We start from the raw sequence: 21,621 nt of genomic DNA on the forward strand, positions 1-21,621 counted from the left end.
CAAAAACTTGCAGCACACGGAACAGGCCTGCTTCGCCGAAAGCCGATCCAAAGCTGTTTCGTTTGCAGTGGCTCCCAGCAGGAGCCAACTTTTATCGCTCGAGAAGGTATTCTACAACGAGTGGAAACATAATGCTGTGTTTATATCCTCTTAATCTTTCACGCCGCAGTAGGCTGCGGCGTGAAATTGACAGGGAATAAATCAGCGATTAATGAATGCCGCCGATCCGGCTGAAACGCACGCCGGTAGGCCACTCGCCTTCCTGTTTTTCAAAGCTCATCCAGATGGCCGTGGCTTTGCCCACCAGATTCTTCTCCGGCACAAAGCCCCAGTAACGGCTGTCCGCGCTGTTGTCACGGTTGTCGCCCATCATGAAGTAATGCCCGGCCGGCACCACCCACTCCGCCAACGGTTTGCCCGGCTGTTGGTAGTAAGCGCCCACCCGATCCTGCGCGTCCGGCACGGTCAGGATGCGGTGCGTGACGTTGCCGAGGCTTTCCTGGCGCTCACGCATGCGAATGCCGCCCGACGGCACGTTATCGTTCAGCGGGATCTGGTAGAAGCCGTTGCTGGCCTCGCCCATGCCGCTGCGGCTGAACAGCTGCACGAAGTCGCTCGGCTGCGCATCGGCGTAGGTCACGGCCAGCGCGGTATCACAGGACTGCCCGCTGTTGCAGGACGGCTGCACCGTGACGCGCTTATTCACCGGATCGTAAGTAATACGGTCGCCCGGCAGGCCAATCACGCGCTTGATATAATCCAGTTTCGGATCCAGCGGATATTTAAATACCGCAATATCACCACGCTTCGGATGGCCGGTTTCAATGAGCGTCGTCTGGGTAATCGGATCTTTAATGCCGTAGGCATATTTCTCCACCAGAATGAAATCGCCAATCAACAGCGTCGGCATCATTGAGCCGGACGGGATCTGGAACGGTTCGTAAATAAACGAACGCACCACAAATACCAGCAGCAACACCGGGAAGACCGATGCGCCGGTCTCCACCCAGCCTGGCTGCTTCGCCACTTTCGCCAGCGTTTTATCGTCTACGGCGCCCGCGGTCTGTGCGTTGACCGCCGCGATCTTCGCGCGGCGGGCCGGCGCCCATTTAAAGCGCTCGAAGCACCAGATGATCCCGGTGACCAGGGTGGCCAACGCCAGGATCAGGGCAAACATATTCGCCATGCAAACTCCCTCGTTTCGCGAACTCGTCGCGGTTACTTGCCGTCTTTACCGACGTGCAGAATGGCCAGGAACGCTTCCTGCGGCAGCTCGACGTTGCCGACCTGCTTCATGCGTTTCTTACCGTCTTTCTGCTTCTGCAGCAGCTTTTTCTTACGGCTGACGTCACCGCCGTAGCATTTCGCCAGCACGTTTTTACGCAGCTGCTTCACGGTGGAGCGCGCGATGATGTGCGTGCCGATCGCCGCCTGAATCGCGATGTCGAACTGCTGACGCGGGATCAGATCTTTCATCTTCTCCACCAATTCACGGCCGCGGTACTGCGAGTTGTCGCGGTGAGTGATCAGCGCCAGCGCATCCACGCGCTCGTTGTTGATCAGCACGTCCACACGCACCATGTCGGAGGCCTGGAAGCGCTTGAAGTTGTAATCCAGCGACGCATAACCACGCGACGTGGACTTCAGGCGGTCGAAGAAGTCGAGCACCACTTCCGCCATCGGGATTTCATAGGTCAGCGCCACCTGGTTGCCGTGGTAGACCATGTTGGTCTGCACGCCGCGCTTCTCGACGCACAGGGTGATGACGTTGCCCAGGTATTCCTGCGGCATCAGCATGTGACATTCGGCGATCGGCTCGCGCAGTTCCTGGATGTTGTTCAACGGCGGCAGCTTGGACGGGCTGTCGACGTAGATCACTTCCTTGCCGGTGGTTTCCACTTCATAGACTACCGTCGGCGCGGTGGTGATCAGATCCAGATCGTATTCACGCTCCAGACGCTCCTGAATGATCTCCATGTGCAGCAGACCGAGGAAGCCGCAGCGGAAGCCGAAGCCCAACGCGGTGGAGCTTTCCGGCTCGTAGAACAGGGAGGCGTCGTTAAGGCTCAGCTTGCCCAGCGCATCGCGGAAAGATTCATAGTCGTCGGAGCTGATCGGGAACAGACCGGCGTACACCTGCGGCTTCACTTTCTTGAAGCCCGGCAACGCTTTATCCGCCGGCTGACGCGCCTGCGTCAGGGTATCGCCCACCGGCGCGCCGAGGATGTCTTTGATCGCACAGACCAGCCAGCCCACTTCGCCGCAGTTCAGCACGTCGCGATCGACCTGCTTCGGCGTGAAGATGCCCAAACGATCGGCGTTATACACCTGGCCGGTGCTCATGACCTTGATCTTGTCGCCCTTGCGCAGCGTGCCGTTCTTGACGCGCACCAGCGACACGACGCCCAGGTAGTTATCGAACCAGGAGTCGATGATCAGTGCCTGCAGCGGCGCATCCGGATCGCCCTGCGGCGGCGGAATGTCGCGCACCAGGCGCTCCAGCACGTCGGGCACGCCGACGCCGGTTTTGGCCGAGCAGCGCACGGCATCGGTGGCGTCGATGCCGACGATGTCTTCAATTTCCTGCGCGGCGCGATCCGGATCGGCGGCCGGCAGGTCGATTTTATTCAACACCGGCACCACTTCCAGATCCATTTCGATCGCGGTGTAGCAGTTGGCCAGCGTCTGGGCTTCTACGCCCTGGCCGGCGTCCACCACCAGCAGCGCGCCTTCGCAGGCCGCCAGCGAGCGGGAAACTTCATAGGAGAAGTCAACGTGGCCGGGAGTGTCGATAAAGTTAAGCTGATAGGTCTGCCCATCCTGCGCTTTATAATCCAGCGTCACGCTCTGCGCCTTGATGGTGATGCCGCGCTCGCGCTCCAGATCCATGGAATCGAGCACCTGCGCAGCCATTTCACGGTCGGTCAAGCCACCGCAGATTTGGATAATGCGGTCAGACAGCGTCGACTTACCGTGGTCAATATGGGCAATAATGGAGAAATTTCGTATATGCTTCATTATAAAAGTTTTTCTGCCTTGGTATTTCTGAATTACTCGCCTATAGAAACCCGCATGGACCTAAAGCGACAGTGAATGGGTTAGGCCGTCTTGCACCTGAATCGCTGCATTCTACATGCCACACCACTGAAAACCTAGCGATCGGTGCAGTGAAGGCATTCTATTATGCGCCGCTAAATGTTACAGGGCGCCCCGGCGGGTGAAAACAGATGTTAACGCGGACGATGCGGCCTGAACCCAAGGCTTGCCGGTGCTTCGTGGCCGTCAAACTTCGGCGCTAATACATAACCGGCCACAGCGCAATAAACCCTCTCCGAAATTATAAAAAAAGAATATTTGGATCAACCTCTTAGAATTCCATTTTGCCCCACTTCCTTTAGGAAAAACCCCATATACGCCACCACCGTCCCTCGGATAGAAAGGGCATGAGCTCCGCGACAAAACATTATTCAGGGCACTACATCGGCAGCCCACCGGGGTTCACCAGCATATCTGCGTACGTTGATTGGAAGGTGCATTATGATCGATAAAGGGCAAATGCTGAGCCGGCACGATTTTTCAAAGGTCAACTGGGGCATACTGGCGGCGGCGGCGCTGCTGTTTAGCGTGGGGGCAGCGCTGTTGGTGCTGCCGCTGCTGAGCAGCATTGACGAAAGCCAGGTCATCACGCTGTTGCAAGCCGGCGCGGGCACGATTTTACTCGGCTGTACGCTGCTGGCGCTGCGGCATTATCTGCGTCCGACGCTGACCTATCGTCTGTACGAGCACGGCGTGCGGGTCTTTGACAGCCACCATCACAAAGAGCGTTTCATCCCGTTTGAGAAGATCGGCGACATCTATCGCTTTCGCGGCGGCCAGGCTTTTGGCGGGCTGTTTGACGTTACGGCGTTCCGCGCCGGTGCAGATCAGCCCTGGTGCACGGTTTTCAGCAACGTCGCCCACTCGTGGCGATTGGCGGACGTGATCGTCGACCAACAGCTGCAGCAGCGCGGGCCGCTGGCGCTGAATGCGCTCTATCAGGGGGGGACGGTGTCGTTTCACACCATAGAGGGCGACGCGCGCTGGCTGTGGCAGTTGCTGCTCGGCAAGCAGCAAGGCACGCCGACCGAAACGCTGCGGCTGAGCGCCACCCTGCTGACGACGGAACGGGGAAACGTGCCTATCGAACAGATCCGCGCGTTGGAAAATCATCCGCAGCGCGGCATCCGCTTATTCGACGGCCAGGGAAATGTGCTGTTCGCGATTAACTACGATTCGCTGCTCAGCGCCGATCTATTCATCGCGCTGTTGGAGCATATGATCCACAACCGCATCCCCGCCTATCACACCCCGGCGATGACGCGGCCATCGGTTTAAATCAGCGGGGAGTTTTCCGCCTGCATGCGCATCGCGGTAGGCGGCAACCCAATTTGCAGCACCACCGGCTGGTAATCGGCCTGCTCGCCCAGACGTCGAGCCAAGCGGCGCGCCAGCATAAAGGCCGTACCGCCGCCCAACACGGCGCCGACTGCCGCCGAGGCGTCGCTGCCGAAGCCATATTGCAGCAGCGTGCCGCCCAGCATCATACCCAGCAGCGGTGTCAGGTAAACCAGCATGGCGGAGCGCAGCAGGCTGCCTTCCGCGATGCCGACCTCGACGCGCTGCCCCGGTTCGAGCGGCTGATCGATATGTACCTGCAGCTGATGCTCGGTTTCCGGCACCAGCTCGTTCAGCGCACGCGCGCCACAGCCGGAGCGCGCGGTGCAGCTGCCGCAACCGGCCTTGGGTTCACAGCGCAGCAGCGCTACGCCCTGTTGCCACGAAACCACCGTGGCCCACTCTTTCATCATTACGGCGATACCTTGAAAGAAATGCTGTCGGCGATGCGCTTGGCCGTCGCCGGCGGCAATTCGCCCACAATCGTGATTTCGTTGCCCGCGCGCACTTCGGTCTGAATGGTGCGGCGCCCCTGACGGTAGTACTGCTGCCCGGCGCCGCTGCCCGCCGGGCTGACGTTGACCGAGAAGCTGAACAGGCCATCGCTGTAGAGCCGGGATTCCACCGGCACGGCGACGTTCGGCAATTTGCGGCGATTGCGCGCCACCTCGTCCACGCCGGCCGGCAGCCAGCCGGTGCTCCAGCTGAGCTGGACATTTTCCACCGCCGGCAGCGACAGCAGCGGCGGCAGGTTGGCTTTGAGCAGCCCCTGCATCGCGCCCTGCACCTCAGCACCGACCGCGAAGGAGATCACCCGGTATTGCTCCAGCGTTTCGCCGTCGCGATCGAGCAGATCTACCCGCAGCGGCAGCTTGGTGTCTTCGTCCATCCAGACGATGTAGCTGTAGCGGGAACCGTCGCGCGCCACCACGCGCAGCACTTCACACGGCCGATCGGCGATGCGGGTGCTGCCCACGGAGATGAAGTCGTAATACTTCGCCAGACGGGTGAAATCGGCATAAACGATCGCCGGCAGCGCATCGACGATGTGATCGCCAGTGAGCGTGAACGGCTCCAGACCGGGTTCGAAGTAGCTGATCCCGCCGCCGCGCTGCAACACTTCGCGGCGCGGGCCATCCATATGCAGCAGCTGGCCGAGCGGCACGTTGCCGATCACCGCATGGCGATAGCGCAACGACTCGATTCCCTGCTTGCTGACGCTGATGTAGGCGAGCTCGTAATTGAGAGAACGGCTGGCGCTGCTCATCTGTTGCAATAACGCCCCGGACGCAGTTGGCTGCGCCGGGGCGATGCTGGAATAGAGCAGGCTGCCCGTCAATAAACAAACGGAGAACCAGATTTGCTTCATTACTGCTGTTGCATTCCTAAAGACTGAGTTCCGGGAACCTGAATGGCAGCCTGTTGCGGGTTGCCTTGCTCAAGCTGCAGCTGATCCGAATGCAGGCGACGTTGCAGTTCATAGTCCTGCAGCATGGCGTTGATACGCTTGCGCTGTTCCTGCACCTGCTGCTGTTGGCCGCTGCCGGTGGAGAAACTGTCGGCAGGAACGCCCAGGCTGACCGGCGAGGCCTGCCCCATGATCGGCAGCGTGGTGAACGCCGGCGATTCGGACGCGTTCGATGTCGCAGAAGGCTGGTTGTAGTGCTGCACGCCGACGATCACCGCCAGCGACACGCAGGCCGCCATGCCGATTTGCGTAATCTGGCTTGCCCAAGGACGCACTTTGTCCCAGAACGGCATTTTCTGCCAGGTGTGAGGCTGCGGCTGAGATTCCTGAACGGCGGAAGGCACCAGCCGGGCGGGTTCTTTCTCAAGTGCAGCGGCGACGCGATCGGCGATGTCGAGATGCATCACTTGTCCGACATCACCTCGCAGTGTGTCACGTATCAGGTGATAGCTCTGCCAGCTTTGTTGAAGCGTTCGATCTTGCGACAGAGAACTCAACAGCTCGCTGTCGAACGATTCACCATCCATCAGAGCGGAAAGCTTTTCTTTCTGCATGCCTAAGTACCCTTCCTGTGCCCGCCATTGCTAACGCTGGATCAGCGGTTGAACTTTATTATCGATAGCTTCCCGGGCGCGGAAAATACGCGAACGTACGGTTCCGACCGGGCAATCCATGATGGCGGCTATTTCTTCGTAGCTTAGACCATCCAACTCCCGCAGGGTAATCGCCATGCGAAGATCCTCAGGGAGAGACTCAATGGTACGGAAAACTATCTGTCTCAGCTCTTCTGACAACATTAAGTTCTCAGGGTTCGAAATTTCTTTCAGTGCGCCCGCACTTTCGTAATTTTCCGCATCGTTGGCGTCCACATCACTGGATGGCGGACGGCGCCCCTGAGCAACCAGATAATTCTTTGCCGTGTTCACGGCGATTCGATACAACCAGGTATAAAAAGCGCTGTCGCCACGGAACGATTCCAGTGCGCGATAGGCCTTGATAAACGACTCCTGCACCACATCGGGCACATCGCCCTGCGGCACATAGCGGGAAACGAGACTCGCCACCTTATGCTGATAGCGCACTACCAGTAGGTTAAACGACTTCTGGTCGCCCTTTTGGACCCGCTCGACCAGAACTTGATCCGTTAACTGCTCGCTCATCCGAGGTAAACTCTCCCCAAATCCGTCTCCACGCGTAAAATTGTACTGCCAGCCATACATTATTTTCCTGAGCAAGCACTCGCTTGGAGTTCATATAGAACACGAAGTTCCATATCGCCATTGTTTTTTCTGTTGATGTCACCCTATCCGTGGCTTTTGCCCGGACAGTTAGGCTAACATGAAATTCACTCTTCTTCTGCACACATCATACGTTATGCAACCATCATCTGAACATGTTAGCGATGTACTGATCGTCGGCAGCGGCGCTGCGGGCCTGTCACTGGCGCTGCGCCTGGCGCAGCATTGCAAGGTTACCGTTCTCAGCAAGGGGCCGCTCAGCGAGGGAGCCACCTTTTACGCCCAGGGCGGGATCGCCGCGGTGTTCGATGAGACGGACAGCATTGCCTCACACGTTGATGACACTTTGATTGCCGGCGCCGGCCTGTGCGACAAAGAGGCCGTCGAATTCATCGCCGGCAACGCGCGCCACTGCGTGCAATGGCTGATCGATCAGGGCGTGCTGTTCGACACCGAGGTCAACGCGCAGGGCGAGGAGCATTATCATCTCACGCGCGAAGGCGGCCACAGCCATCGCCGCATCCTGCACGCCGCAGACGCTACCGGTAAGGAAGTAGAGACCACGCTGGTAGGGAAAGCAAGCGCTCACCCCAATATTTGCGTGATGGAACGCCGCAACGCGGTCGACCTTATTACCTCGAACAAAATCGGCCTGCCGGGCACCCGCCGAGTTGTGGGCGCTTACGTCTGGAACCGCGAGCTGGAGCGGGTGGAAACCTACCGCGCCAAAACGGTGGTGCTGGCCACCGGCGGCGCGGCCAAGGTATACCAATACACCACCAACCCGGACATCTCCTCCGGCGACGGCATCGCCATGGCCTGGCGCGCCGGCTGCCGGGTCGCCAACCTGGAGTTCAACCAGTTCCACCCGACCTGCCTGTTCCACCCGCAGGCGCGCAACTTCCTGCTGACCGAAGCGCTGCGCGGTGAAGGCGCCTACCTGAAACGCCCGGACGGCAGCCGCTTTATGCCAGATTTCGACCCGCGCGGCGAACTGGCCCCGCGCGATATCGTCGCCCGCGCCATCGACCATGAAATGAAGCGCCTGGGCGCCGACTGCATGTACCTGGACATCAGCCACAAGCCGGCGGAATTCATCACCCAGCACTTCCCGATGATCCACGAAAAGCTGCTGACGCTGGGCTTCGATCTGACTCGGCAACCGATCCCTATCGTCCCGGCGGCGCACTACACCTGCGGCGGCGTGATGGTCGATCAGCACGGCCGCACCGATCTCGACGGGTTGTACGCCATCGGCGAGGTCAGCTACACCGGCCTGCACGGAGCCAATCGCATGGCGTCGAATTCGCTGCTGGAGTGCCTGGTTTACGGTTGGTCGGCCGCGGAAGACATTCTGCAGCGCCTGCCGTTCATCCAGCAGGCCAAACAGGTGCCGCACTGGGATGAAAGCCGGGTGGACGATGCGGACGAACGGGTGGTGATCCAGCACAACTGGCACGAGCTGCGGCTGTTCATGTGGGATTACGTCGGCATCGTGCGCACCACCAAGCGCCTTGAGCGCGCCCTGCGCCGCATCAATACGCTGCAGGCGGAAATCGACGAGTACTACGCTCACTTCCGCATCTCCAACAACTTGCTGGAGCTGCGCAATCTGGTGCAGGTGGCCGAGCTTATCGTGCGCAGCGCCATGGCGCGCAAAGAGAGCCGCGGCCTGCACTACACGCTGGACTACCCGGATTTGCTGCCGGAAGCGCTGCCGACCATTTTGCAGCCTTAAACAAAGCGACAGGGCGCCTTATCGGCGCCCTTTTCTTTTCAGTAGAACAGGTAGAAGTCAGCGATCAACCGACGAAAATCGTCGGTATAGCTGCCGTCGGCCTGTTTGATCGCCAGCGCCTGCTCCCGCAGCGGCGTTTCCTTACGCGTCAGCGCCAGCAGCACCCGGTGCAGCGGCGTATCGGCCCGATCGCTGACGTTCACTTTCGCCGCCGTGTGCCAGCCGCTTTGCTGCGCCAGGCGTTCAAATTCGGCGCCGATGTCGTGCGGCAGCACCACGCAAAACGTTCCTTGCTCCACCAGCAGCTGCGCCGCGCAGGCCAACAGCGCGTCGTGCGTCAGGGTTTCGGTGTAGCGCGCGTTGTGGCGCGCCTGGTCGCGGCAGGCCACCGCCGGCTCAAAATACGGCGGATTGCTGACGATCAGATCATACTCAGCGGCATGCTGCTGCGCATAATGATGAATATCCTGCGCATGCACACGGATGCGCTGCGGCCACGGCGATTCCGCCGCGTTTTCGCGCGCCTGGCCGGCGGCGGCTTCGTCCAGTTCCACCGCGTCGACGGTCACCTCGTCGCCGCTGCGCTGCGCCAGCATCAGCGCGATCAGCCCGCTGCCGCTGCCGATGTCCAGCACCCGGCGCGCCTGCCCCACCGGCGCCCAGGCGCCGAGCAACACCCCGTCGGTGCCCACTTTCATGGCGCAACGATCGTGGGCGACAAAGAATTGTTTAAAGGTAAACCCCCCGCGGCGCGGGGTAAAATCGGCTTTCGATCGCTTGCTCACACTCACCACCTGGCTATAAAACTGGCGTAGCATAAGGCAATCTGATCGGCGGGAAAAGAGCGGCTTTCCGCTTAAATAGGTGAAGATCGCGGCCAACCCGTCTATAATCGGCGCCCCAAGTAGAGGTAGACCATGACAGCAACCACTTTTTCCGAACTCGAACTCGATGATCGCCTGATCGACGCGCTGCGCGACAAAGGCTACGATCGCCCCACTGCCATTCAGGCCGCTGCGATCCCGCCGGCGATGGACGGGCGCGACGTCTTAGGTTCGGCTCCGACCGGCACCGGCAAAACCGCCGCCTTCCTGCTGCCCGTGTTGCAGCACCTGCTGGACTTTCCACGCAAGAAATCCGGCCCGCCGCGCGTGCTGATCCTGACGCCAACGCGTGAACTGGCGATGCAGGTCGCCGACCAGGCGCGTGAATTGGCTGCTCATACCTCGCTGGATATCGCCACCATCACCGGCGGCGTCGCTTACATGAACCACGCGGAAGTGTTCAGCGAAAACCAGGACGTGGTGGTCGCCACCACCGGCCGCTTGCTGCAATACATTAAAGAAGAGAACTTCGACTGCCGCGCGGTGGAAACCCTGATCCTCGACGAAGCCGACCGCATGCTCGACATGGGCTTCGCGCAGGACATCGAAACCATCTCCGCCGAAACCCGCTGGCGCAACCAGACGCTGCTGTTCTCCGCCACGCTCGAAGGCGAAGCGATCCGCGAATTCGCCGAACGCATCCTGAAAGAGCCGGTGGAAGTGGAAGCCGATCCGTCGCGCCGCGAACGCAAGAAGATCCTGCAGTGGTACTACCGCGCCGATGACGTGCAGCACAAAACCGCGCTGCTGATCCACCTGCTGAAACAGCCGGACGTGCAGAAATCGGTGATCTTCGTGCGCAAGCGCGAGCGTGTGCACGAGCTGGCCACCTGGCTGCGCGAAGCGGGCATCAACACCTGTTATCTCGAAGGCGAAATGGTGCAGGCCAAACGCAACGAAGCGGTCAAACGCATGATGGATGGCCGGGTTAACGTGCTGGTGGCCACCGACGTTGCCGCGCGCGGCCTGGATATCCTCGATATCACCCACGTGTTCAACTTCGACATGCCGCGCACGGCGGATACCTACCTGCACCGCATCGGCCGTACCGGCCGCGCCGGGCGCAAAGGCACCGCCATTTCGCTGGTGGAAGCGCACGATCATCTGCTGCTGGGCAAAGTGGGCCGTTACCTGAACGAACCGCTGAAAGCGCGCGTGATCGACGAGCTGCGGCCGAAAACCAAGGTGCCGAACGAGAAGAGCAACGGCAAGCCATCGAAGAAAGTGCTGGCCAAACGCGCGGAAGATAAAGCGAAGAACAAAGAAAAGGCCAAGGTGAAAGTGCGCCATCGCGACGCCAAAAACGTCGGCAAACGCCGTCAGGCGAAGGCCAAACCAACCGGCGACGCGCAATAACCGCCACTGTTCAAGAAAAAACCGCCTGTGCAGGCGGTTTTTTTATGGGCGTTTACTGCTGCGCGTAGTGCGTGGCCAGGCGATGCCCCTGCAGCCATTTGTCCAGCTCGCGGAACTGCGCCTTCAGCTCGTCATTCTGCAAATGCGCCGGCGTTTGCGAGAAATAAAACTGGAACGCAAAACCCTGCTGATTGCGCGCCCGGGCATCGGTACCGGCCTGCAACAGCAACAGCGCCAGGTGCGGCGCATTAATCTTCGCCGCCAGATGCAGCGGGGTATCCCCCAGCCGATCGCTCAGGGTGGTGTCCGCCCCAGCCGCCAGCAACAGCCGCAGTTGCTCCTCACGCCCGGCCAGCACCGCCGCCGCAAGCGGCGTGGCGCCGGTAACGGCATTGCGCACATTCACCTGCGCCCCTTCGGTCAGCAACAACCGCAGATACTGTGCGTCTTGCAACATCGCCGCGGTGTGCAGCGCGCTGTTGCCGTCCAGCCCCGCCGTCGCCGGGTCGGCACCGAGCTCCAGCAACGCCTGCACGCTGGCCGGCTGTTGCGAAAGTACCGCCCACTGCAACAGCGTGACCTGCCGATCGCCCCGTTCGCGCAAACGATCCTGCGTAGCCTGCGCATGGATACCCTGCGTATCGCCGCGCGCCACCGCCAGAGCCAGCGCCAGATTGCTGCGGCCGTCAAACGGTGAAATCTCCTGCCCCATCTGTTGCTCCTTAGCCATCATCAGTAAACCGGTCACCGCGACCAGCGCCAGTAAGGCTATCGCCAGCGCCCGCCGCAAGCGACGCCCTTCAGGCATTGGCCTTCGCCTCCCACGGCTTTTGTTCCGCCATCGAGCTTATCACCTTGTCGATGCCGTGCGCCGTGAGGCTGCGATCGAGATGTTTGCTCGGCCGCCAGTCATCGATGCCGGTCAGGGTATCGCTGTTGGCCAGGGTGATGTTGTGGCCAATGGCGTCCGGGATCAGCGAAGTCGACTCCTGGGTGCTGGTCAGCATGTCATATTGCTCGCTGTAACGACGGATGCCGCCGGCTTCGGCATCTTTCTTAGCCGCCGCCGGATCGATACCCAGGCGATTCAGGGTGTAATCCGACACCCCGGCCGCATTGAAGGTGACCGCAACGGTGCCGGTCGCCAGCGCCGCCGTGGCCGCCAGACCGCCGCCGAGCGAATGGCCGGCGATCACCAGCGCATCGCCGAAGGCCGCCTTGGCGCTTTTGGCGGCGGCAACCGCCTGATTGTACTGCACATCGTCATAACCCGTCGCCTGCCGCACATTGCTCAGCCAATCGCGCCAGTCGTTGGTGCCGGCGAACGCCAACACATACTGCTTGTCGTTGCTGTAAATCCCGGCCTGGAAACCGCTGCCCGCGTCGTGCAGGCTGGCGGGATCGATGCCGAACCCGAGCAGCGCGCTGTCGCTCAGACGGTTGAACCCGGCGGCGCCCTGGCCGTTCAGCGAGTAAACGTCCTTGGCCAACAGCGCCAACGCATAATCGCCCTCTTGCGATTGCTGCCCCCGGGTCACGCCCGGCACTGCCGCCGCCGCCGTCGGCGCCGCTGCGGAGAGATCGCCGACCAACGTATTCAACAGATTCTGCGCATTGAGCGTGTTCTGAGAGGGGGTGGCCACCGGCGCGGGACTTGCCGGCGCGGCTGCGGGCTGCGCCGCCGGTGCCGTCTCGGCGATGGCGCGAGGTGTAGGGATCGCGGCCACCGGAGATACTGCAGAGGTAAAACTTAAAGGCATACTCATGCCGACTCCTTGTCGATAGACTTTTTATTGAGCACCTGAATAGGTACTGACTTAGCTATCGGCAGGTCGGATGAGTTCTGTATCAGGAATGCTTAACTTTGTGCAAATTGTGATCCACGTTTGGTTTTCGGCCGCCAAACGCAAAAAGGGAGCCGAAGCTCCCTCATTAACTACGATTGCGCCGCCGATTACAGGCTTTCGGTAAAGGTGCGGGCGATAACGTCGCGCTGCTGTTCCGGCGTCAGGGAATTGAAACGCACCGCATAGCCGGACACGCGGATGGTCAGCTGCGGGTATTTTTCCGGATGCTTGACCGCGTCTTCCAGCGTTTCACGGCGCAGCACGTTGACGTTCAGGTGCTGACCGCCTTCCACGCGCACGGTCGGCTGCATTTCCAGCGGCACTTCACGGTATTCGATCTGGCCCAGATCGCTCACCGCGACAACCTGATCTTCCGCGTAGTTAGCCTTGGCGCACACGCAGCGGGCTTCCGCTTTTTCATCGTCCAGCAGCCAGAAAGAATTCACCAGCGCCTGGTCGTTCGCTTTGGTAATTTGAATACCGGTAATCATTATGTTGCCTCCGTACAAGGGCGTAAAAATTCACATCGTGAGAAAACCCAATTCTGGTTTCGGCCATTTGGTAAAACCATTGTTGTCTTGTTGTTCTGTATACCAGCCTGACCGGGCCAGTTCTTTGATTAAAGTCAATTTTTACCGGGTAGGCACAACGCGAGAATGGGCAAATTTATGTTTTATATCAATTTTCCCACTGCGCTAAAAAACAATTATTTTTGTAAATTTTCAAAAATAATTGCATTGCAAACGGCGGCGAGAAATGAAAAGCGGGTTTCGCTGCGCGGGCCGACACGGTAAGCTATAGCCCATGAATTGCTAAAGAAAACAAAGGAGAGCGTTTATGGCCACCTCCCTCACCTGGCATGACGTGATCGGCAAAGAGAAAGAGCAGCCCTATTTTGTTGAAACGCTCGCCTTTGTTGCCGCTGAGCGCCAGGCTGGTAAGACCATTTATCCACCACAGAAAGACGTGTTCAACGCGTTCCGCTTTACCGAGCTGGCGGACGTCAAAGTCGTCATCCTCGGTCAGGATCCCTACCACGGCCCCAATCAGGCGCACGGCCTCTCTTTCTCGGTGCGCCCCGGCGTGCCGGCGCCGCCGTCGCTGGTGAATATGTATAAAGAGCTGGCAACCGACATTCCCGGTTTCGAACGCCCGGATCACGGTTACCTGCAAAGCTGGGCCGAACAGGGGGTGCTGCTGCTCAACACCGTGCTGACGGTGGAAGGCGGCCGCGCGCACTCGCACGCCAATTTGGGCTGGGAAACCTTTACCGATAAAGTGATCGCCGCCCTGAACGAGAACCGCGAAGGCGTGGTGTTCCTGCTGTGGGGCTCGCACGCGCAGAAGAAAGGCAACTTTATCGACCGCAACCGCCACCACGTGCTGAAAGCGCCACACCCGTCGCCGCTTTCAGCGCACCGCGGTTTCCTCGGCTGCCGCCACTTCTCGCAGGCCAATCAGCTGCTGGAGCAGCAAGGGCTCACGCCGATCGACTGGATGCCGCGCCTGCCGCAGGCGTAGCCCAGAGACAAAAAAGGCACCCTTGGGTGCCTTTCTTTATATCGTTGCCGGGGCGATTACGCCTTGGCCTTGGAGACCGCGACCATCGCCGGGCGCAGCAGGCGGCCGTTCAGCGTATAGCCTTTCTGCATCACCATCATCACATGGTTCGGCTGGTGATCGGCGGATTCCATCATGCTCATCGCCTGATGCACTTCCGGGTTGAACGGCACGTTGACGTCACCGACGATTTCGATGCCATACTTGCGCACCACGTCCAGCAGCGATTTCAGCGTCAGCTCGATGCCTTCAATCATCGCGGCCAGTTCCGGATTGTTTTTATCCGCCAGATCCAGCGCGCGCTCCAGGTTGTCGATCACCGGCAACAGATCACCAGAGAATTTCTCCAGGGCGAACTTGTGCGCTTTCTCGACGTCCAGTTCGGCGCGGCGACGGATGTTTTCCGCTTCCGCTTTGGCGCGCAGCAGGCTGTCGCGCTCTTGCTGCTGAGCTTCCGCCAGTTGGGCTTCCAGTTCGGCGATACGCGCATCGCGCAGATCGACGCCTTCCGCCGCTTCCGGCAGCGTATCCTCGTGATGAGCGTGTTGTTCCATTTCTTCCGAGACTTGCTCGTTTGGCGTCTTCTGTTCTTTACTACTCATGAATATCTCCGCGTTTTAGCATTAATCTCGCAACTTGGCTTATTATGGGGATCAAAACCGGGGTTTCAAGTCAACCGGTCACAATGTGGGGCATAAACGGGTCCCGGTGAGGAAAATCACAGCAAATGAATAAAAAATTCGCCTGTATTGGCATTGTTGGCCACCCGCGTCACCCTTCAGCGCTGGCAACCCACGAGATGCTGTTCCACTGGCTGGTCGCCCGCGGCTATTCGGTGATGGTCGAACGCCAAATCGCCCATGATTTGGGGCTGAAAGACGCCGTGACCGGCAGCCTGGCGGATATCGGCCAGCGGGCCGACCTGGCGGTGGTGGTCGGCGGCGACGGCAACATGCTCGGCGCCGCGCGCGTGCTGGCGCGCTACGACATCAAGGTGATCGGAGTCAACCGCGGCAACCTCGGCTTCCTTACCGATCTCGATCCCGACAACGCTCTGCAGCAGCTGGCGGACGTGCTGGAAGGCGAGTACATCGACGAACAGCGTTTCCTGTTGGAAACCATCGTGCATAAAGAGCACCAGCAGTGCCGCATCAGCACCGCCATCAACGAGGTGGTGCTGCACCCCGGCAAAGTGGCGCACATGATCGAATTCGAGGTGTACATCGACGATCGCTTCGCCTTCTCACAGCGCTCCGACGGCCTGATCATCGCCACCCCGACCGGCTCCACCGCCTACTCGCTCTCCGCCGGCGGGCCGATCCTCACCCCGTCGCTGGAGGCGATCGCGCTGGTGCCGATGTTCCCGCACACCCTTTCCGCCCGGCCGCTGGTGATCAACGGCGACAGCACCATCCGCCTGAAGTTTTCGCAGATCGGCAGCGATCTGGAGATCAGCTGCGACAGCCAGATCGCGCTGCCGATCCAGGAAGGCGAAGAAGTGCTGATCCGCCGCAGCAACTTCCATCTGAACCTGATTCACCCGAAGGACTACAGCTATTTCAACACGTTAAGCACCAAGTTGGGCTGGTCGAAAAAATTGTTCTAAAATCTGCGTCGGCCACTTTACTGTATATAAAACCAGTTTATACTGTATGAAACTACAGTTATGTGTTTATACACAGGAAGGTTCCCATGCTGGCGCAATTAACCATCAGCAACTTTGCTATCGTTCGTGAGTTGGAAATCGATTTTCAACCGGGCATGACGGCGATCACCGGTGAAACCGGCGCCGGCAAATCCATCGCTATCGATGCGCTGGGGCTGTGCCTCGGCAACCGCGCCGACGGCAACGTGGTGCGCCTGGGAGCCGCCCGCGCCGACATCTGCGCCCGCTTCTCGCTGGCGGACACCCCGTCCGCGCGCGAATGGCTGGAGCAGAACCAGCTGGACGACAGCAACGAATGCCTGCTGCGGCGGGTGATCAACGCCGACGGCCGTTCGCGCGGCTTTATCAACGGCACCGCCGTGCCGCTGTCGCAGCTGCGCGAGCTGGGGCAACGCCTGATTCAAATCCACGGTCAACACGCCCATCAACTGCTGCTTAAGCCGGAGCACCAAAAAGCGCTGCTCGACGCCTACGCCGACGAACCCGCCCTGCTGGCGGCGATGAGCCAGGCCTACCAGCGCTGGCATCAGAGCTGCCGCGAGCTGGCGCACCATCAACAGCAGTCCATCGAGCGCGAAGCGCGCAAGCAGCTGCTGCAATACCAATTGAAAGAGCTGAATGAATTCGCGCCGCAGGCCGGCGAGTTCGAGCAGACCGACGCCGAGTACAAGCGCCTGGCCAACAGCGGCCAGCTGCTGACCCTCAGCCAGCAAACGTTGCAGCTGCTGGCCGACAGCGACGAGAACAACATGCTCAGCCAGCTTTACAGCGCCAAACACCTGCTGCTTGAGCTGGCCGGGTTGGACGATAAGCTCAACGGCCTGCTGGACATGCTGGAAGAGGCCTCTATCCAGATCAGCGAAGCCAGCGACGAGCTGCGCCATTACGCCGATCGCATGGATCTCGATCCCAACCGCCTGCACGAGCTGGAGCAACGCCTGTCGCGCCAAATCAGCCTGGCGCGCAAACATCAGGTCGCGCCGGAAGAGCTGCCGCAGCTGCATCAGCAGTTACTGGATGAACAGCAGCTGCTGTCACAGCAGGAAAGCGACCATGAACACCTGAACGAGGCGGTCACCCTGCATCACCAGCAGGCGCTGGCGCTGGCGGAAGAGCTGCACCAGAAACGCCTGCACTACGCCGCCGAGCTGACCACGCTCATCACCGACAGCATGCAGGCCCTCTCCATGCCGCACGGCAAATTCAACATCGACGTGCGCTTCGAACCGCAGCACCTGAGCGCCGAAGGGGCCAGCCGCACCGAGTTCTGCGTCTCCACCAACCCGGGGCAACCGCTGCAGCCGCTGGCGAAGGTCGCCTCCGGCGGCGAGCTGTCGCGCATCGCGCTGGCCATTCAGGTGATCACCGCCCGCAAGATGGAAACCCCGGCGCTAATCTTCGATGAGGTGGACGTGGGCATCAGCGGCCCAACCGCCGCCATCGTCGGCCGCCTGCTGCGCCAGCTCGGCGAATCCACCCAGGTGATGTGCGTCACCCACCTGCCGCAGGTGGCCGGATGCGGGCATCAGCACCTGTTCGTCAGCAAGCAGACCGACGGCACGGTTACCGAAACCCAGATGGCGCCGCTGGATAAACGCGCCCGGCTGCAGGAGCTGGCGCGCCTGCTCGGCGGCAGCGAAGTCACCCGCAATACGTTGGCGAACGCCAAAGAACTGCTGGCCGCATAAAAAAGCTCAACTTTTTCACTTTCCTGCGGTCTGACAGTGACGCTGTTGGCCCGAGAAATATCTAAAGTGCGGCGCGGCGGTGATCCAAAGCCATCTCAACAGCCTGAAAAAGGCCAAGCGCTTGAGGTGCTACAGGAAAGCCAATGCGTCGCAACGTGAAAGATGAAGGGTATAAAGGTTTCCAACTGCCGCAAGGTCTATTATCATCGGCATCCTATGCCCTAAAGGAATGTGATTACTATGCGCTGTAAAACGCTGACTGCCGCCGCTGTAGTTCTTGTGATGCTGACTGCAGGCTGTTCTACTTTTGAAAAGGTGGTTTATCGTCCTGACATCAACCAGGGGAACTACCTGACGTCGACCGACGTGGCGAAAATCCAGAAAGGGATGACCCAGCAACAGGTCGCTTACACATTGGGCACCCCAATGCTGCAAGACCCGTTCGGAACGCAAACGTGGTTCTATGTGTTCCGCCAGCAGCCTGGCCATGAAGACATCACCCAGCAGACGCTGACGCTGACCTTCGACAGCGCAGGCGTGTTGACCGACATCCAGAACAAACCGGCGCTGACCAAGTAATCGGTGCCGCCCGCTCTTCCGGCCCATGAGGGGGCATGATGTTCCTCATGACAGTCGCAGGCTGCAACGCGGAAGAGAAAATCAGTTTCAGATAAAAAAATAAGGCGCTATAAGCGCCTTATTTTTTTGCCTTTTCTGCCCGTTGCCGGCGCAGCTCTTTCGGATCGGCTATCAAGGGCCGGTAGATCTCCACCCGGTCGCCGTCGTTCAGCGTATCGCCCAGCTTGGCCGGGCGGCTGTAGATGCCGATTTTGTTGCTCTTGAGATCGATATCCTGGCGCAGCTCCAGCAGGCCCGAAGCCTGGATCGCCTGCTCGACGCTGCTGCCCTCGGCCAGCTTCACCTTGCGCAGGTACTGCCGCTCCGGCAAGGCGTACACCACCTCGACCTGGATGTCAGACACTGTAGACCTCTTTCGCCCGCTGGGTGAATGCCTGCACCATGCTACCCGCCAGCTCTTTGAACACCTTGCCGAACGCCAGCTCAATCAGTTTGTTGGTGAACTCGAAGTCCAGGTGCAGCTCCACCTTGCAGGCCTCTTCGCTCAGCGGCGTGAACTGCCAGCCTCCCATCAGCTTGCGGAACGGGCCATCAACCAGCTGCATATTGATGCTCTGGTTATCCAGCAGCGTATTGCGCGTGGTGAAAGTCTTGCTGATACCGGCCTTGGCGACGTCCACCGCGGCGGTCATCTCGTTGGAGGTAGCGTTAAGCACCCGGCTGCCGGTGCAGCCTGGCAGAAAATCGGGGTAAGAATGAACATCGTTAACCAACTGATACATCTGCTCGGCGCTGAACGGCACTAATGCAGACCGACTGATCTGGGGCATATCATTTCCTGTAAGACATAAAACGTACAGATAATACCATTTATCTGGCGGCAAACAAAAAATCTGCTACGGGATGAGGGGACCAAAAATGCGAAAAATTGCGCAGGTGCTGAACGGGAAAGGATTTCTTTCGCTGAAGCATCCAGTATAATGAACGCACTATGACAAAGAAAAAAGCACACAAACCCGGTTCCGCCACCATTGCCCAAAACAAGCGCGCGCGTTTCGAATACTTCATTGAAGAAGAGTTCGAGGCGGGTCTGTCGCTGCAAGGGTGGGAAGTTAAATCGCTGCGTGCAGGCAAAGCCAACCTCAGCGACAGCTACGTGACGTTCCGTGACGGTGAAGCCTATCTGTTTGGCGCCACCATCACCCCGCTTAACGTGGCTTCGTCGCATGTGGTGTGCGATCCAACGCGTACCCGTAAACTGCTGCTGAACCGGCGCGAGCTGGACACCCTGCTCGGCCGCGTCAACCGCGACGGTTACACCGTGGTGGCCTTGTCCCTGTATTGGAAAAATGCCTGGAGCAAGATCAAGATCGGCGTAGCCAAAGGCAAGAAAGAGCACGACAAACGCGATGACATCAAAGATCGCGAATGGCAGACGGCGAAAGCCCGCATCATGAAGCACGCCAATCGTTAAGCCGCTGGCTTATCGAGGTAAACTTCTGGTATACTGCACAAAGTTACTTGGGGCTGATTCTGGATTCGACGGGATTTGCGAAGCCCTAGGAGCATGCCGAGGGGCGGTTGGCCTCGTAAAAAGCCGCAAAAAAATAGTCGCAAACGACGAAAACTACGCTTTAGCAGCTTAATAACCTGCTTAGAGCCCTCTCTCCCTAGCCTCCGCTCTTAGGACGGGGATCAAGAGAGGTCAAACCCAAAAGAGATCGCGTGGACGTCCTGCCTGGGGCTGAAGCGTTAAACTCAATCAGGCTAGTCTGTCAGTAGCGTGTCCATCCGCAGCTGGCCGGCGAATGTAAAGATTGGACTAAGCATGTAGTGCCGACGGTGTAGTAATTTCGGACGCGGGTTCAACTCCCGCCAGCTCCACCAAATACGTCGCCAGTGAACCAGATAGACCCGGCGATAATAGCGAAAAAGCCCACAACTTCGGTTGCGGGCTTTTTTGTTTTTGTCACATTCAGGGAAGAAGCCCCTTGGCCCGGGTTCCCCCGGGCCGATGCAGGCTAGTGATCCAAATAAAGGTAGTGCAGCCAGCTGGTCATGCGCAGCAGCACTTTGCGCATCACGGAGACGTGCTCGAAGTGCCCGGTATAGACCGCCGCCTGGGCGCTCACGCCGTCGGGCAAGTGAGCCAGATCGGGGTTGGCTGCCAGATCGATCATCACGTACACCCCTTCCCGGCCCGGCGTGGCGCTCAGGCCCTGCAGTGCGCCGCTGGCCTGGTAGCTGCCGTCCGGTATCGCCGGCAACACCCGGCTCACGGTGCCGCCATAAACCTGTCCCGGCAAGCCGTTAAACACCACCTCAGCCTGATCCCCCTGCGCCAAGCGCAGGATGGCGTTCTGGCGGAATACCGCCACCACCTGGCGCTTTTGCTGCGGGATAAAGATCATTACCGGTTTGAACGGCAAACGAACCGCCGCCGTGCCCGGCCGTGCCAGCACCTGCGTGACATAACCATCGCTCGGCGCACGCACCACCGTTTGTTCCAGGTTGTAACGCGCTTCGGCTATTTGCGATTTCAGGCTGGCTATCGTGGCGTCTTCGCCGTCATAGCGCCCGGACAACCGAGCCTGTTCCTGTTGGAACTGGGCTTTCGCCGCCTGCAGTGCGGCGGATTGCGCCTGGTACTGCTGCTGCGCATGGCTGACGTCCTGCTCCGAGAATGGGTTGACCGGCATGGCCGCCCCTTTCGCGTAGCGCTGGTAATCCTTGCGGGCACGATCATACTCCGCGTTCGCCCGTTGCACGTTGGCGGCGGACTCGCTGAGCGCCGCCCGGCGCGTTCTGATCTCCGCCTCCGCCCCGGCCAGATCCGCCTCCAGCCTGGTGAGCCGCGCGCGGTAACGGCTGTCGTCGAGCCGGAACAGCACCTCGCCCTTGCGCAGCAGCACGTTGGTTTTCTCCGTCACCTCAACGATCATGCCCGAGACCTGCGGCACCATCGGCACCGACACGGCAATTTTCTGCGCCCGATCGCTGTACGGATGGTTGTAGTTCATCGTCAGAATCAACGCGCCGACGATAACGATCCCGCCGAGTACGGCGGTCGGCACGGTCCATTTGTTGACCGGAATGCGGAACAGTTTAAATACGCCGTAGCTCAGCGCCACGTAGCTGAGAATAATGAGCAAATCCATAGGCT

22 protein-coding genes and 1 other RNA gene are annotated in these 21,621 nt (G+C 59.7%); 9 read left to right on the forward strand and 14 right to left on the reverse strand.

Features of this window, described 5'->3' with window-relative positions; genetic code table 11:
• Positions 1-208: 208 nt before the first annotated feature.
• Positions 209-1,186, reverse strand: a complete 978-nt coding sequence (lepB, locus tag ACJ8PN_RS19290) for a signal peptidase I (protein ID WP_004929153.1) — start codon at positions 1,184-1,186, stop codon at positions 209-211.
• A gap of 32 nt (positions 1,187-1,218) precedes the next feature.
• Positions 1,219-3,018: a translation elongation factor 4 gene (lepA, locus tag ACJ8PN_RS19295; RefSeq protein WP_004929150.1), complete on the reverse strand. Its 1,800-nt coding sequence runs from the start codon at positions 3,016-3,018 to the stop codon at positions 1,219-1,221.
• A 519-nt stretch (positions 3,019-3,537) separates the two neighbouring features.
• On the opposite strand from lepA, the gene ACJ8PN_RS19300 reads away from it, so the two are divergent.
• Positions 3,538-4,374 (forward strand): hypothetical protein, encoded by an 837-nt coding sequence (locus ACJ8PN_RS19300; protein WP_411261794.1) that lies wholly within the window; start codon positions 3,538-3,540, stop codon positions 4,372-4,374.
• Here the strand turns inward: ACJ8PN_RS19300 and rseC are convergent.
• The 4 genes from rseC to rpoE are packed head-to-tail and all read right to left on the reverse strand — an operon-like array spanning position 4,371 to position 7,062.
• Complete coding sequence (gene rseC / locus ACJ8PN_RS19305; RefSeq protein WP_442535161.1) at positions 4,371-4,847, reverse strand: SoxR-reducing system protein RseC; 477 nt, start codon at positions 4,845-4,847, stop codon at positions 4,371-4,373. The genes ACJ8PN_RS19300 and rseC overlap by 4 nt on opposite strands.
• Positions 4,847-5,803 carry a sigma-E factor regulatory protein RseB gene (gene rseB / locus ACJ8PN_RS19310; RefSeq protein WP_004929141.1) on the reverse strand — a complete coding sequence of 319 codons (957 nt, stop codon included), beginning with the start codon at positions 5,801-5,803 and terminating at the stop codon, positions 4,847-4,849. The genes rseC and rseB overlap by 1 nt, the downstream gene beginning before the upstream one ends.
• Positions 5,803-6,456 (reverse strand): anti-sigma-E factor RseA, encoded by a 654-nt coding sequence (gene rseA, locus ACJ8PN_RS19315; RefSeq protein ID WP_015378809.1) that lies wholly within the window; start codon positions 6,454-6,456, stop codon positions 5,803-5,805. Before rseA ends, rseB begins: the two co-directional genes overlap by 1 nt.
• A 30-nt stretch (positions 6,457-6,486) precedes the next feature.
• Complete coding sequence (rpoE, locus tag ACJ8PN_RS19320; protein WP_004929136.1) at positions 6,487-7,062, reverse strand: RNA polymerase sigma factor RpoE; 576 nt, start codon at positions 7,060-7,062, stop codon at positions 6,487-6,489.
• A gap of 214 nt (positions 7,063-7,276) precedes the next feature.
• Here rpoE and nadB point away from each other — a divergent pair, with 214 nt between their 5' ends.
• Entirely contained in the window at positions 7,277-8,878 is a 1,602-nt protein-coding gene (nadB, locus tag ACJ8PN_RS19325) for an L-aspartate oxidase (protein ID WP_019452310.1), read from the forward strand.
• 38 nt (positions 8,879-8,916) lie between these two features.
• Here nadB and trmN read toward each other — a convergent pair whose 3' ends face one another.
• A complete protein-coding gene (gene trmN, locus ACJ8PN_RS19330) occupies positions 8,917-9,663 on the reverse strand; it encodes a tRNA(1)(Val) (adenine(37)-N(6))-methyltransferase TrmN (RefSeq protein WP_410214357.1) in 747 nt (248 codons plus the stop codon).
• A 132-nt stretch (positions 9,664-9,795) separates the two neighbouring features.
• Between trmN and srmB the strand changes: the two genes are divergently transcribed.
• Entirely contained in the window at positions 9,796-11,118 is a 1,323-nt protein-coding gene (srmB, locus tag ACJ8PN_RS19335) for an ATP-dependent RNA helicase SrmB (RefSeq protein ID WP_047025578.1), read from the forward strand.
• A gap of 52 nt (positions 11,119-11,170) precedes the next feature.
• Here srmB and ACJ8PN_RS19340 read toward each other — a convergent pair whose 3' ends face one another.
• The 3 genes from ACJ8PN_RS19340 to grcA all read right to left on the reverse strand — a co-directional run bounded on the left by ACJ8PN_RS19340 (position 11,171) and on the right by grcA (position 13,456).
• Positions 11,171-11,926: an ankyrin repeat domain-containing protein gene (locus tag ACJ8PN_RS19340; protein WP_442535162.1), complete on the reverse strand. Its 756-nt coding sequence runs from the start codon at positions 11,924-11,926 to the stop codon at positions 11,171-11,173.
• A complete protein-coding gene (locus ACJ8PN_RS19345; protein ID WP_415422159.1) occupies positions 11,919-12,884 on the reverse strand; it encodes a phospholipase in 966 nt (321 codons plus the stop codon). The genes ACJ8PN_RS19340 and ACJ8PN_RS19345 overlap by 8 nt, the downstream gene beginning before the upstream one ends.
• A 188-nt stretch (positions 12,885-13,072) precedes the next feature.
• Positions 13,073-13,456 carry an autonomous glycyl radical cofactor GrcA gene (gene grcA, locus ACJ8PN_RS19350; protein WP_004929114.1) on the reverse strand — a complete coding sequence of 128 codons (384 nt, stop codon included), beginning with the start codon at positions 13,454-13,456 and terminating at the stop codon, positions 13,073-13,075.
• Between the two features lie 346 nt (positions 13,457-13,802).
• Here grcA and ung point away from each other — a divergent pair, with 346 nt between their 5' ends.
• Positions 13,803-14,486: a uracil-DNA glycosylase gene (ung, locus tag ACJ8PN_RS19355; protein ID WP_004929112.1), complete on the forward strand. Its 684-nt coding sequence runs from the start codon at positions 13,803-13,805 to the stop codon at positions 14,484-14,486.
• Positions 14,487-14,542: 56 nt separating this feature from the next.
• On the opposite strand, the gene grpE is transcribed toward ung, so the two are convergent.
• Positions 14,543-15,127 (reverse strand): nucleotide exchange factor GrpE, encoded by a 585-nt coding sequence (grpE, locus tag ACJ8PN_RS19360; RefSeq protein WP_016929801.1) that lies wholly within the window; start codon positions 15,125-15,127, stop codon positions 14,543-14,545.
• A gap of 125 nt (positions 15,128-15,252) precedes the next feature.
• On the opposite strand from grpE, the gene nadK reads away from it, so the two are divergent.
• The 3 genes from nadK (at position 15,253) to bamE (ending at position 18,458) form a co-directional block, all read left to right on the forward strand.
• Entirely contained in the window at positions 15,253-16,131 is an 879-nt protein-coding gene (gene nadK / locus ACJ8PN_RS19365; protein WP_004929107.1) for an NAD(+) kinase, read from the forward strand.
• 86 nt (positions 16,132-16,217) lie between these two features.
• Complete coding sequence (recN, locus tag ACJ8PN_RS19370; protein WP_171454607.1) at positions 16,218-17,879, forward strand: DNA repair protein RecN; 1,662 nt, start codon at positions 16,218-16,220, stop codon at positions 17,877-17,879.
• Between the two features lie 240 nt (positions 17,880-18,119).
• Positions 18,120-18,458, forward strand: a complete 339-nt coding sequence (gene bamE, locus ACJ8PN_RS19375) for an outer membrane protein assembly factor BamE (RefSeq protein ID WP_004929101.1) — start codon at positions 18,120-18,122, stop codon at positions 18,456-18,458.
• Between the two features lie 118 nt (positions 18,459-18,576).
• Here the strand turns inward: bamE and ACJ8PN_RS19380 are convergent, their stop codons facing one another.
• Entirely contained in the window at positions 18,577-18,861 is a 285-nt protein-coding gene (locus tag ACJ8PN_RS19380; RefSeq protein WP_004929098.1) for an RnfH family protein, read from the reverse strand.
• Positions 18,854-19,288, reverse strand: a complete 435-nt coding sequence (locus ACJ8PN_RS19385; protein ID WP_004929096.1) for a type II toxin-antitoxin system RatA family toxin — start codon at positions 19,286-19,288, stop codon at positions 18,854-18,856. Before ACJ8PN_RS19385 ends, ACJ8PN_RS19380 begins: the two co-directional genes overlap by 8 nt.
• 161 nt (positions 19,289-19,449) lie before the next feature.
• Here ACJ8PN_RS19385 and smpB point away from each other — a divergent pair, with 161 nt between their 5' ends.
• Entirely contained in the window at positions 19,450-19,932 is a 483-nt protein-coding gene (gene smpB, locus ACJ8PN_RS19390; RefSeq protein ID WP_016929804.1) for an SsrA-binding protein SmpB, read from the forward strand.
• A 49-nt stretch (positions 19,933-19,981) separates the two neighbouring features.
• Positions 19,982-20,345: a transfer-messenger RNA gene (gene ssrA, locus ACJ8PN_RS19395) on the forward strand.
• 134 nt (positions 20,346-20,479) lie between these two features.
• On the opposite strand, the gene ACJ8PN_RS19400 is transcribed toward ssrA, so the two are convergent.
• Positions 20,480-21,616 carry an HlyD family secretion protein gene (locus tag ACJ8PN_RS19400; RefSeq protein WP_171454608.1) on the reverse strand — a complete coding sequence of 379 codons (1,137 nt, stop codon included), beginning with the start codon at positions 21,614-21,616 and terminating at the stop codon, positions 20,480-20,482.
• Between the last annotated feature and the right edge of the window lie 5 nt (positions 21,617-21,621).

The organism is Serratia sp. CY76391 (genome assembly GCF_052166695.1).
GTDB lineage: Bacteria > Pseudomonadota > Gammaproteobacteria > Enterobacterales > Enterobacteriaceae > Serratia > Serratia nematodiphila.

What these genes read in the sequence shown, in the direction of transcription:
- lepB (WP_004929153.1), bottom strand. Translation starts at nt 1,186, where the DNA reads ATGGCGAATATGTTTGCCCTGATCCTGGCGTTGGCCACCCTGGTCACC.
- lepA (WP_004929150.1), bottom strand. Translation starts at nt 3,018, where the DNA reads ATGAAGCATATACGAAATTTCTCCATTATTGCCCATATTGACCACGGT.
- ACJ8PN_RS19300 (WP_411261794.1), top strand. Translation starts at nt 3,538, where the DNA reads ATGATCGATAAAGGGCAAATGCTGAGCCGGCACGATTTTTCAAAGGTC.
- rseC (WP_442535161.1), bottom strand. Translation starts at nt 4,847, where the DNA reads ATGATGAAAGAGTGGGCCACGGTGGTTTCGTGGCAACAGGGCGTAGCG.
- rseB (WP_004929141.1), bottom strand. Translation starts at nt 5,803, where the DNA reads ATGAAGCAAATCTGGTTCTCCGTTTGTTTATTGACGGGCAGCCTGCTC.
- rseA (WP_015378809.1), bottom strand. Translation starts at nt 6,456, where the DNA reads ATGCAGAAAGAAAAGCTTTCCGCTCTGATGGATGGTGAATCGTTCGAC.
- rpoE (WP_004929136.1), bottom strand. Translation starts at nt 7,062, where the DNA reads ATGAGCGAGCAGTTAACGGATCAAGTTCTGGTCGAGCGGGTCCAAAAG.
- nadB (WP_019452310.1), top strand. Translation starts at nt 7,277, where the DNA reads ATGCAACCATCATCTGAACATGTTAGCGATGTACTGATCGTCGGCAGC.
- srmB (WP_047025578.1), top strand. Translation starts at nt 9,796, where the DNA reads ATGACAGCAACCACTTTTTCCGAACTCGAACTCGATGATCGCCTGATC.
- ACJ8PN_RS19340 (WP_442535162.1), bottom strand. Translation starts at nt 11,926, where the DNA reads ATGCCTGAAGGGCGTCGCTTGCGGCGGGCGCTGGCGATAGCCTTACTG.
- ACJ8PN_RS19345 (WP_415422159.1), bottom strand. Translation starts at nt 12,884, where the DNA reads ATGAGTATGCCTTTAAGTTTTACCTCTGCAGTATCTCCGGTGGCCGCG.
- grcA (WP_004929114.1), bottom strand. Translation starts at nt 13,456, where the DNA reads ATGATTACCGGTATTCAAATTACCAAAGCGAACGACCAGGCGCTGGTG.
- ung (WP_004929112.1), top strand. Translation starts at nt 13,803, where the DNA reads ATGGCCACCTCCCTCACCTGGCATGACGTGATCGGCAAAGAGAAAGAG.
- grpE (WP_016929801.1), bottom strand. Translation starts at nt 15,127, where the DNA reads ATGAGTAGTAAAGAACAGAAGACGCCAAACGAGCAAGTCTCGGAAGAA.
- nadK (WP_004929107.1), top strand. Translation starts at nt 15,253, where the DNA reads ATGAATAAAAAATTCGCCTGTATTGGCATTGTTGGCCACCCGCGTCAC.
- recN (WP_171454607.1), top strand. Translation starts at nt 16,218, where the DNA reads ATGCTGGCGCAATTAACCATCAGCAACTTTGCTATCGTTCGTGAGTTG.
- bamE (WP_004929101.1), top strand. Translation starts at nt 18,120, where the DNA reads ATGCGCTGTAAAACGCTGACTGCCGCCGCTGTAGTTCTTGTGATGCTG.
- ACJ8PN_RS19385 (WP_004929096.1), bottom strand. Translation starts at nt 19,288, where the DNA reads ATGCCCCAGATCAGTCGGTCTGCATTAGTGCCGTTCAGCGCCGAGCAG.
- smpB (WP_016929804.1), top strand. Translation starts at nt 19,450, where the DNA reads ATGACAAAGAAAAAAGCACACAAACCCGGTTCCGCCACCATTGCCCAA.
- ACJ8PN_RS19400 (WP_171454608.1), bottom strand. Translation starts at nt 21,616, where the DNA reads ATGGATTTGCTCATTATTCTCAGCTACGTGGCGCTGAGCTACGGCGTA.